This is a genomic window from Klebsiella sp. 141251 (assembly GCF_050600725.1).
In the GTDB taxonomy this organism is placed as follows: domain Bacteria; phylum Pseudomonadota; class Gammaproteobacteria; order Enterobacterales; family Enterobacteriaceae; genus Klebsiella; species Klebsiella aerogenes.
Genome location: NZ_JAQIRG010000010.1, coordinates 195327 through 205334 on the forward strand (window position 1 = coordinate 195327; position 10008 = coordinate 205334).

10 protein-coding genes and 1 pseudogene are annotated in these 10008 nt (G+C 55.7%); 4 read left to right on the top strand and 7 right to left on the bottom strand.

Features of this window, described 5'->3' with window-relative positions; genetic code table 11:
* Nucleotides 1–13 precede the first annotated feature (13 nt).
* Nucleotides 14–1162: a glutamine-hydrolyzing carbamoyl-phosphate synthase small subunit gene (carA, locus tag PGR09_RS21000; RefSeq protein ID WP_015368301.1), complete on the bottom strand. Its 1149-nt coding sequence runs from the start codon at nucleotides 1160–1162 to the stop codon at nucleotides 14–16.
* 64 nt (nucleotides 1163–1226) lie between these two features.
* Between carA and PGR09_RS21005 the strand changes: the two genes are divergently transcribed.
* Nucleotides 1227–1469, top strand: coding sequence for a hypothetical protein (locus tag PGR09_RS21005; protein WP_155960926.1), 243 nt, complete (start codon nucleotides 1227–1229; stop codon nucleotides 1467–1469).
* A gap of 148 nt (nucleotides 1470–1617) precedes the next feature.
* Here PGR09_RS21005 and dapB read toward each other — a convergent pair whose 3' ends face one another.
* From dapB to citC, 6 genes are all read right to left on the bottom strand, one after another.
* Entirely contained in the window at nucleotides 1618–2439 is an 822-nt protein-coding gene (dapB, locus tag PGR09_RS21010) for a 4-hydroxy-tetrahydrodipicolinate reductase (RefSeq protein ID WP_047047458.1), read from the bottom strand.
* Nucleotides 2440–2665: 226 nt separating this feature from the next.
* Nucleotides 2666–3574 (bottom strand): triphosphoribosyl-dephospho-CoA synthase CitG, encoded by a 909-nt coding sequence (gene citG / locus PGR09_RS21015; RefSeq protein WP_047076120.1) that lies wholly within the window; start codon nucleotides 3572–3574, stop codon nucleotides 2666–2668.
* Between the two features lie 19 nt (nucleotides 3575–3593).
* Complete coding sequence (gene citF / locus PGR09_RS21020; RefSeq protein ID WP_047065242.1) at nucleotides 3594–5120, bottom strand: citrate lyase subunit alpha; 1527 nt, start codon at nucleotides 5118–5120, stop codon at nucleotides 3594–3596.
* Nucleotides 5121–5130: 10 nt separating this feature from the next.
* Nucleotides 5131–6000 carry a citrate (pro-3S)-lyase subunit beta gene (gene citE, locus PGR09_RS21025; protein WP_430916483.1) on the bottom strand — a complete coding sequence of 290 codons (870 nt, stop codon included), beginning with the start codon at nucleotides 5998–6000 and terminating at the stop codon, nucleotides 5131–5133.
* The gene (gene citD / locus PGR09_RS21030) at nucleotides 5997–6290 is read right to left on the bottom strand and encodes a citrate lyase acyl carrier protein (RefSeq protein WP_045397268.1); all 294 of its coding nucleotides are present in this window, start codon (nucleotides 6288–6290) and stop codon (nucleotides 5997–5999) included. The genes citE and citD overlap by 4 nt, the downstream gene beginning before the upstream one ends.
* A gap of 30 nt (nucleotides 6291–6320) precedes the next feature.
* Nucleotides 6321–7349, bottom strand: coding sequence for a [citrate (pro-3S)-lyase] ligase (citC, locus tag PGR09_RS21035; protein ID WP_047078153.1), 1029 nt, complete (start codon nucleotides 7347–7349; stop codon nucleotides 6321–6323).
* A gap of 256 nt (nucleotides 7350–7605) precedes the next feature.
* On the opposite strand from citC, the gene citS reads away from it, so the two are divergent.
* The 3 genes and pseudogenes from citS to PGR09_RS21050 all read left to right on the top strand — a co-directional run.
* On the top strand, nucleotides 7606–8946 hold the full coding sequence (gene citS, locus PGR09_RS21040; protein ID WP_045397262.1) for a citrate/sodium symporter CitS: 1341 nt from the start codon (nucleotides 7606–7608) through the stop codon (nucleotides 8944–8946).
* A gap of 157 nt (nucleotides 8947–9103) precedes the next feature.
* On the top strand, nucleotides 9104–9352 hold the full coding sequence (locus tag PGR09_RS21045; RefSeq protein WP_430916484.1) for an oxaloacetate decarboxylase subunit gamma: 249 nt from the start codon (nucleotides 9104–9106) through the stop codon (nucleotides 9350–9352).
* A gap of 15 nt (nucleotides 9353–9367) precedes the next feature.
* Nucleotides 9368–10008 (top strand): annotated as a pseudogene (locus PGR09_RS21050) (sodium-extruding oxaloacetate decarboxylase subunit alpha); the annotation flags it as partial.

Genomic DNA, 10008 nt, shown 5'->3' on the forward strand with positions numbered 1-10008 from the left:
CTTTTACTCCTGATTATTTCGCGGACTGACGGTATTGCTCAATTAACTCGATAAAGTGGTCGAACAGCGGCGCGGCATCGTGCGGGCCCGGGCTCGCTTCAGGGTGACCCTGGAAGCTAAACGCCGGCTTGTCGGTACGATGGATCCCCTGCAGGGTCCCGTCGAACAGTGACTTGTGGGTCACGCGCAGATTGGCAGGCAGCGTCGCTTCGTCAACGGCAAAGCCGTGGTTCTGGGCGGTAATCATCACTACATTGTTATCGATATCTTTAACCGGGTGGTTGCCGCCGTGGTGACCAAATTTCATCTTAATGGTCTTCGCGCCGCTCGCCAGCGCCAGCAGCTGATGGCCAAGACAGATGCCAAAGACCGGAATATCGGTGGTGAGGAATTTTTCTATTGCCGCGATGGCGTAATCGCACGGCGCCGGGTCGCCAGGGCCGTTGGAGAGGAAAATACCGTCCGGATTCAGCTTAAGCACATCTTCTGCCGACGTTTGCGCCGGTACGATAGTCAGGCGACAACCGCGATCGACCAGCATCCGCAGGATGTTGCGCTTGGCGCCGAAGTCATAAGCCACGACGTGGAATGGCAGCTCGCTTTCCGCCTTCGCTTCCGGCAGGTCGCCCGCCAGTGTCCAGCTCCCCTGCGTCCAGGCGTAAGTTTCTGCAGTAGTGACCTCTTTCGCCAGATCCATACCGTTCAGGCCAGGGAACGCCTGGGCTTTTTCCAGCGCCAGCTGGGCATCAAGATTATCGCCGGCGATGATGCAGCCATTCTGCGCGCCTTTCTCACGCAGTAAACGCGTCAGCTTACGGGTATCGATATCGGCAATGGCCACAATGTTATGGCGCTTCAGGTAAGAAGAAAGGTCCTCGGTATTGCGGAAGTTGCTGGCAATCAGCGGCAGGTCGCGAATGACCAGGCCTTGTGCATGTACCTGAGAAGATTCTTCATCGGCGGCGTTGGTGCCGACATTTCCAATATGGGGATAAGTAAGAGTGACGATTTGGCGGGAATAGGAAGGATCAGTGAGGATTTCTTGATAACCGGTCATTGAAGTATTGAAAACGACTTCCCCAACCGCCGTGCCGGTTGCCCCGATGGCCCGACCGTGAAACTGGGTTCCGTCTTCCAGAACCAAAAGCGCTGACTTAATCAAAACACCCTCCAGAGAATATTCACTCACTTTATTTGCATATTAATTCAGACATGGATCTGAATCAATGCAAATTTTTGCCCGCAGAATTTTGGCAAACGGCGGCATTCTGGAGAGATGTCAGGTAAAAGTCAACTTAAAGCGGATATTTTTAACCTTATTTTACGTCACTGGCGCGCAATGGGCTATTTTCACGGTAAAAAGATCAACTAACCTGGTTGAGAAAACGCTTGCGGGCGAGGAAAACTGTAAAATCAGCCAGCGGAGGGTAAAAAAGTGGACCAGATGGTCAAAATTTACAATTCAATAACCAAAAACATCAGGAAGATATAGTTTTTTAATATCTTCAGAAGAAAAAAACACAAAAGCAGTCAAAATAAAAAAGGGCAATAAAATATTGCCCTTTGCAATCAATTACATATTGAATGCAATAACCACATCACGATGGGTAATAATCATTATAAAGAATTCAGTTCAAGCACATCACGCATATCGAAAAGACCACTTTTCTTATCTTTCAGCCACAAAGCTGAACGAACAGCACCATTGGCAAACGTCATCCGGCTGGAGGCCTTATGGGTAATTTCGATACGTTCGCCGATATCAGCGAACATCGCCGTATGTTCGCCGACGATGTCGCCCGCGCGAACGGTAGCAAAACCAATAGTACCCGGAACGCGTTCGCCGGTATGGCCTTCGCGGCTATAGACGGCGCAGTCCTTCAAATCTTTGTTCAATGCCCCGGCGATCGCCTCGCCCATCGCCAACGCGGTACCTGATGGCGCGTCCACTTTATGCCTATGGTGCGCTTCGATGATTTCGATATCGGTATAATCGCCCATTACCTTTGCCGCCTTTTCCAGCAGCTTTAACAACACGTTGACGCCAACGCTAAAGTTAGCGGCAAAGACGATGGCGATTTCCTGTGCGGCATCGCTAATCGCCTGCTTTCCGGCATCATCAAAACCGGTGGTGCCGATCACCATCCCTTTGCCGTGTTGACGGCAGAAAGCCAGATGGTTAAGCGTGCCTTCCGGGCGGGTAAAATCGATTAAAACATCGAAATCATTGCTTACCGCCGCCAGGCTGCTTTGGACGGTAACGCCTGATTTGCCTGCGCCCGCCAGCTCGCCCGCATCGCTGCCCACCAGGCTTGAACCTTCGCGCTCCAGCGCCGCGCCAAGCGCCACGCCTTCCATCTGCAGCGCAGCCTGAATTAACTGGCGTCCCATCCGGCCGCCCGCGCCGGCGATGGCCACGCGGATTTGTGCATCTTGCATAGCTATTCTCTTTTGTTAACTTCACGTGAATTGTTTTCAGAGTAACCAGCCCATTGCATAGCCGCTACTCAAAAACGCCGATAATTAGAAATTTATGACAAACGGCGGTCGATATCAGTAAAAACTATATGATTGTGCCGCGATTCGGCGTTTAAGTAGTGAAAATTGGGAGGGGACACGGTAGCGCCCCGCCCGCGCGACGCGGGCTAAGGCGTTGTGTACTCAATCAAAGGGGGAAAAGCGCGCCTGCGGGGAAAGCGGATAAAAACCAGGTTACCGCCAGTAAATCGGCGCTGCCGCCAGGGCTGAGATGGCGAGCAATCAGCTCGTCGTCGAGTTGGCGTAGCGCCTCCAGCCCGCCGTCAGCCATGACGCCGCCCTGCCACAACAGCCGCTGCGCCTCCTGCTGCACATAGTTCAGGCCCGCAAGCCCGCCGCGCGAGACCAGATTGGTGTCATCATTCCACGCCATCAGATGCAGCAAGGTTTGCAGCAGCGCCAGGTTGCTGTCGCCGGTCTCTTCCATCATGCGATTGAACACCGGCAGCGCCTGGGTACGCACGGTACGAAAGCCGCTCTCGGCCTCGCCGCGGGCGCCGGAGAGTCCATAACGTAAAAAATGGGCCTCGCCTTTGCTTAACTGTTCGCCGCTGGCGGAAGAGAGTTCTTGCATAACCATGCCGCGACAGAATCGCGCCACCTGATCGCAAAGCCGATGCTGTTCAATCGGTTCGCCTTTCGATACCAGCCTTCCCGCCGCCGCGCTCAGCAAACCGAAAGCGAAGATTGCCCCGCGATGGGTATTCACTCCGCCGGTGGCCTCCAGCATATCGTTCTCGCAGGCCATCCCCACCGGACGCAGCATCATTAACACCTGTTCCGGTACGATAGCCGCGGTATCGTGGCCCATGATGAAAAATTTCTCCATCCACGGAGCCACGACCGCGGTGCTGGCCTCAAAAGAGGCCAGGTCCATATCGTGATGGGCGCCTGTGTTACGAATGTCCACCAACCCGGGCTTTGGGGTCAGGCGAACTTCGGTCAAAAGCGCGCGTTCTACCGCGCTGACCACCTCTTCAGCGTTCAGCGATGTCATGCGCAGTGAACGCGGCGGATTGATTAACACTTCGCTCATTGCCCTTCCCCCTCTGCGTTTAGTCGCTGTTTTTCACCTGACGAATGACATCAAGAACGGAGCCATCACGATAGCGCACCACCGCCACCACGCGATCGGTAAACTCGATCGGCTGCGGTTTGCCGGTTAGCAGTTCCGCACGCTGCTGCAGTTCCTCAATAGTCATCAGCGCAATGCCCGCGTTGCGCAAATTGTCGATCAGATCCTGGCGGGCCGGGTTTACCGCAATGCCGTGGTCGGTGACCAGCACATCTACGCTGGCTCCCGGCGTGACGCGGGTCAGCACTTTTTCCACGACGCAGGGAATACGGCCGCGAACTAACGGCGCGGTAATGATGGTCAAATCCGCGCCGGCGGCGGTATCGCTATGGCCGCCGGATGCGCCGCGCAGCACGCCATTGGAGCCGGTCATCACGTTGACGTTAAAATCGGTATCAATTTCCAGCGCGCTGAGCATCACTACATTTAAACGCTCGCAGGAGGCGCCTTTAGAACCCGGGCTGGCATACTGATTGGTGGAAATCTCTACGTGGTTCGGGTTCTGCGCTAATGAACGCGCCGCGTCGCCATCGAACGATTGGGTATCCAGCAGCGTTTTAATCAACCCTTTTTCGTGCAGGTCAACCATCGTCCCGGTGATGCCGCCGAGGCCGAAGCTGGCGGTAATGCCGTTACGGCGCATTTTGTCTTCGAGGAAGCGGCTCACCGCCAGCGAGGCGCCGCCGGTACCGGTCTGCAGCGAGAAACCGTCTTTAAAGTAACCAGAATGCTCAACCACTTTCGCCGCCTGACGGGCGATCAGCAGCTCGCGCGGGTTGCTGGTCAGACGGATCGCGCCAGCGGTGATTTTTTCCGGATCGCCGACTTCGTCCACCTGAACAATCAGATCGACCTGATCCTGAGCGATGCTGGCCGGGTAGTTAGGGTAGTCCACCCACTCTTCGGTCAGCAGCACCACGCATTTGGCATGTTCCGCATCAACGCGCGCATAGCCCAGCGAACCACAACGTGATTTACCGCTAAAGCCGTTGGCATTACCAAACTCATCGCAGCAGGGGACGCCAAGAAACGCGACATCAATCGACAGCTCGCCGCTTTGAATCAGCTGTACGCGACCGCCATGGGAGTGGATCTGCACCGGGTTTTCCATCAACCCGGCGGAGATCTCCTCGCCCAGCTTGCCGCGCAGGCCAGAGGTATAGATCTGGCGGATCACGCCGTTTTTAATATGCTCGATCAGCGGCCAGTGGGCGTCGATCAGCGAACTGGACGCCAGCGTCAGATCGCGAAAGCCCATTTCAGCTAGTTTCGCCACCACCATATTGACGACTTTGTCACCGCCGCGAAACGCGTGGTGGAACGAAATGGTCATGCCGTTTTGCAAGCCGGAGCGACGGATCGCCGTTTCCAGCGAATCGCAGATTTTACGCTGACGTTTTTCGCTTTCGCTCGCCAGCCACGGGCTTTTCGCCGTCACGCCCGCATAAGGCGCTAACCCTTCCGGCATCACGTACTGCTGATTAAGCATTGTTACTGTCTCTTTCATCTTATTCCCCTTAATCACGAATACCGGAAGCCGAGAGCGCCACCACTTTGCGAGCATGGTCGATAATCGGTCCATCGATCATCTTGCCGTTCAGCGATACCACGCCAAGACCGCGCGTTTCGGCTTCTTCCGCCGCGGCAATCACCTCCAGCGCGTGATCGACCTCTTTGCGCGTCGGGGCATAGACCTGATGCAGGAGTTCAATTTGTCGCGGGTTAACCAACGATTTGCCGTTAAAGCCGAGATTTTTGGCCAGATTCGCTTCCGCCAGGAAGCCCTCTTCGTTGTTGATATCCGACCACACCACGTCATAGGCGGCGATGCCGGCAACGCGCGCGGCATGCAGCACGGCGCAGCGGGCATAGAACAGTTCAGTACCGTCACCACGGGAGGTGCCCATATCCATGACGTAGTCGAAAGCTGCCAGCGCGATCGCCGCCAGACGCGGGCTGGCGCGGGCAATCTCTACCGCATTCACCACGCCCAGCGCCGACTCAATAGCCGCCATTAGTTTGGTGCTGCCCACTTCCCGGCCGCATTCGCGCTCAATCCGTTCAACATGCGCTTCCAGCTCATGGATATCTTCTTTACTGTCAGTTTTCGGCAGACGCACCATATCCACGCCCGCGCGGACCACCGCTTCAAGGTCGGCAAGACCAAATGGCGTATTTAACGGGTTAATACGCACCACGGTTTCGATATCCTGATACAGCGGATGCTGCAGCGCCTGATGCACCAATAGGCGAGCGGTATCTTTTTCGCGTAGCGAAACGGCATCTTCAATGTCGAACATCACCGCATCGGCGCCGTAAACAAATGAAGTGCTTAACATGGCGGCATTGGCGCCAGGGATGAACAGCATACTGCGACGTGGTTTCATAGCTGGCTCCATTGTAATTGGGACTGTTGCGCCGCCCGCAGCGCTGCGGCCTGTACGCGGGCCCGCAGTACGCATTCCAGCGCGCCTTTATCATCGACCACCACGTTGGCCTGGTTCACGCCAAGCTGCGCCAGCGTTTCTCTGACCACCTGCTCAATCGCGGCGCCAAACTGTTGTTTCACAATGCTGTCGATTTCCAGCTGAATGCCCGGCTGCGCCGCCGGTCCAATCCTGACCATTACATCGCTGGATTCCAGCGTGCCGGCCAGGGCGTCAATCTTCATTTCCATAGGGGAAAATCCTTAGTTAGGGCATAAAAATCAGGCGGTTTGATGTTCGCTTTCCGCCAGTTTCATCAGAAAAGAGAGGGTTCCCGGCGGCACCAGCGCCGCGACCGCCTGCCAGTTGCGCTGCCGATAAAGTTCGCGCACTCGGGAGGCCGACACGGGCCCGCCATTTTTTTCGATTCGCGTCAGCTCAACCACTTCAATGGGCGGCGCCTCGCCTGGCGCTTCCAGCAGTGACTTCATGCGTTGGTTGTAATTACGAGTCAGGGGACATAGCGGCTCGGTGCCGACAAAACGATGGGTAATCTGCAGCGCCGGGGCCAGACGTTCGCGAAAGAGCTGCAGGTCAATCTGGCTGTGACAGTCATCGACCACGCCCTGCTCTTTCAGGAAATAGCCGGGGAACGTCGCCCGCGAAATCAGATACGCCGAACCGGGGTGCAGCGTCACTTTGTCGATGCCGGTAATCCCCTGTTCGATCAGCTTGAAGCGATCGTGATAGGAAAAGCAGGATGCATCTTCCTTGACCACAAACAGATGCAGCCAGTCGCACTGCCGTGCCGCCTGTTCCACCAGCCAGCGGTGACCAAGAGTGAAGGGATTGGCGTTCATCACAATAGCGCCGATTTTTTTTCCCGGTTGACGGTACATTGCCAGCTGACGGCAGTAACGAGTCAGACGTTCGCGGCTGTTTTCCATCAATACGGCGCGATCGCCCGCCTGGGCTATCGGCCAGAAGCCGGCGCCGGAGAACAGCGCGGCATTGCTCGGCTTAGTAAATAAAAACAGTTCGCTACGCCCAAGTTCATAGGCCAGCGTCAGGAGCTCGGTCAGTAATTTAAGGCTCAGCCCCTCCCCCTGTAGCGAGGGATCGACGGCGATGCATTTCAGTACATTACCGGCAATGGCGCCGCAGCCGACCAGCCGTTGCCGATACTCCGCAACGATTGCCATCTCGCAATCGGTTTCTAACGACAACTGATGCTGATGAAGAAACCGATCGATCGCCTCTCGCCGCGGTTGATCCTTTAATAGCTGAACGCGTTTTAATATCAGAGTCATTTTTTAGCGCTTCGTTATTCTAAAACGAACTGTATTTCGCCAGCGTTCGACTATTGATACTTGTATTTAAGTCACAGTTTTCCCCGTGGCTTAATTAGCTTTATGGTTTTTATGTTGTTAATTAATTCAGAATAATAAAAATAATTAAATTAATAAAAAACACGAGTATTCAGTGAAGGCAATCACACCTTACCACTAAGTCTATTTATTACTATGCGCCGGTATTACTACTCCATCAATAAACAGGAAAACGTTTATGACCAACATGAGTCAGGCTCCGGCAACGGAGAAAAAGGGCGTTAGCGACCTGCTGGGATTTAAAATCTTCGGCATGCCGCTCCCCCTTTACGCGTTTGCGTTAATTACGCTATTACTTTCACATTTTTATAACGCTTTACCCACCGACATCGTTGGCGGCTTTGCCATCATGTTTATTATCGGCGCCATATTCGGCGAAATTGGCAAACGTCTACCAATATTCAACAAATATATAGGTGGCGCCCCGGTAATGATTTTCCTGGTCGCCGCTTATTTTGTTTATGCCGGTATTTTCACGCAAAAAGAAATCGATGCTATCAGCAACGTTATGGATGAAAGTAACTTCCTTAACTTATTCATCGCGGTATTAATTACCGGGGCGATTCTGTCGGTAAACCGCCGTCTGCTGCTGAAATCGCTGCTCGGCTATATTCCAACCATCCTGATGGGCATTGTCGGCGCGTCGATTTTCGGCATCGCTATCGGCCTGGTGTTCGGCATTCCGGTAGATCGCATCATGATGCTGTACGTCCTGCCGATCATGGGCGGCGGCAACGGCGCGGGCGCGGTTCCGCTGTCGGAGATTTATCACTCCGTCACCGGTCGTTCACGTGATGAGTACTACTCAACCGCCATCGCTATTCTGACCATCGCTAACATTTTCGCCATCGTCTTCGCCGCAGTCCTCGATATCATCGGCAAAAAATACACCTGGCTGAGCGGCGAAGGCGAACTGGTGCGTAAAGCCTCGTTCAAAGTCGAAGAAGACGAGAAAGCGGGACAAATCACGCATCGTGAAACCGCCGTCGGTCTGGTGCTTTCCACGACCTGTTTCCTGCTGGCATACGTCGTCGCGAAGAAAATCCTGCCAAGCATTGGCGGCGTTTCGATTCACTACTTCGCATGGATGGTACTGATCGTTGCGGCGCTGAACGCCTCCGGCCTGTGCTCACCGGAAATCAAAGCCGGCGCCAAGCGTCTGTCTGATTTCTTCTCTAAACAGCTGCTGTGGGTACTGATGGTCGGCGTCGGCGTTTGCTACACCGACCTGCAGGAAATCATCAATGCCATTACTGTCTATAACGTCGTTATCGCCGCCGTAATCGTTATCGGCGCAGTGCTCGGCGCGGCGATCGGCGGCTGGATGATGGGCTTCTTCCCGATTGAATCAGCGATCACCGCAGGCCTATGTATGGCTAACCGCGGCGGTTCCGGCGACCTGGAAGTCCTTTCCGCCTGTAACCGTATGAGCCTTATCTCTTATGCACAAATCTCCTCCCGTTTGGGCGGCGGTATTGTGCTGGTCATCGCCAGCATCGTGTTCGGCATGATGATTTAACCCACACGCACGATGGCGCCGTTGAGCGGCCGAAGAAGTTGACCCAGTCAGGGACCAGCGCCGGGGGCGGCTGCGGGAAATCCACCCTGCTCCTTAGCCGGAAGCGTCGACAACCTCGCCAACCAACGCGTCATCGTGCCCTTATACGAGATTTTGTATGACTGATGCTGCGCTGTTAGGCGAGGGCTTCACCCTGATGTTTCTTGGCATGGGCTTCGTGCTGGCGTTCCTGCTGCTGCTCATTTTCGCCATCCGGGGGATGTCTCTCGCCGTTACCCGTCTGTTCCCTGGGCCGCCTGCCGCGCCCAAAGCGGCGCCGGCCGCCGTCGCGCCCGCCGACGACTTCGCCCGCTTAAAACCGGCGATTGTCGCCGCTATTCACCACCATCGCCGCCTTAATCCTTAATTCACGGAGGAATTCATGACCGTTGCCATTACCGATGTCGTCCTGCGCGACGCCCACCAGTCCCTGTTCGCCACCCGTCTGCGTCTCGACGATATGCTCCCCGTCGCCGCTCAGCTGGATGACGTCGGCTACCGCTCGCTGGAATGCTGGGGCGGCGCCACCTTTGACGCCTGCATCCGCTTCCTCGGCGAGGACCCGTGGCTCCGCCTGCGCGAACTGAAAAAAGCGATGCCGAAAACCCCGCTGCAGATGCTGCTGCGCGGCCAGAACCTGCTCGGCTACCGCCACTACGCCGACGACGTGGTGGAGCGCTTTGTCGAGCGCGCCGTCAAAAACGGCATGGACGTGTTCCGCGTTTTCGATGCCATGAACGACCCGCGCAACATGAAAGCCGCCCTGCAGGCGGTGCGCAGCCACGGCGCCCACGCCCAGGGCACCCTCAGCTACACCACCAGCCCGGCGCACACCCTGCAGACCTGGCTCGACCTCACCGAACAGCTGCTGGAGACCGGCGTCGACTCCATCGCCATCAAGGACATGTCCGGTATCCTCACCCCGCATGCCGCCTTTGAGCTGGTCAGCGAAATCAAAAAACGCTTTGCCGTCACCCTGCACCTGCACTGCCACGCCACCACCGGCATGGCGGAGATGGCGCT

Excerpts from the sequence above, each read along its gene's own strand:
- PGR09_RS21005 (WP_155960926.1), top strand. The coding sequence starts at position 1,227 with ATGCAAATTTTTGCCCGCAGAATTTTGGCAAACGGCGGCATTCTGGAG.
- dapB (WP_047047458.1), bottom strand. The coding sequence starts at position 2,439 with ATGCAAGATGCACAAATCCGCGTGGCCATCGCCGGCGCGGGCGGCCGG.
- citG (WP_047076120.1), bottom strand. The coding sequence starts at position 3,574 with ATGAGCGAAGTGTTAATCAATCCGCCGCGTTCACTGCGCATGACATCG.
- citF (WP_047065242.1), bottom strand. The coding sequence starts at position 5,120 with ATGAAAGAGACAGTAACAATGCTTAATCAGCAGTACGTGATGCCGGAA.
- citE (WP_430916483.1), bottom strand. The coding sequence starts at position 6,000 with ATGAAACCACGTCGCAGTATGCTGTTCATCCCTGGCGCCAATGCCGCC.
- citD (WP_045397268.1), bottom strand. The coding sequence starts at position 6,290 with ATGGAAATGAAGATTGACGCCCTGGCCGGCACGCTGGAATCCAGCGAT.
- citC (WP_047078153.1), bottom strand. The coding sequence starts at position 7,349 with ATGACTCTGATATTAAAACGCGTTCAGCTATTAAAGGATCAACCGCGG.
- citS (WP_045397262.1), top strand. The coding sequence starts at position 7,606 with ATGACCAACATGAGTCAGGCTCCGGCAACGGAGAAAAAGGGCGTTAGC.
- PGR09_RS21045 (WP_430916484.1), top strand. The coding sequence starts at position 9,104 with ATGACTGATGCTGCGCTGTTAGGCGAGGGCTTCACCCTGATGTTTCTT.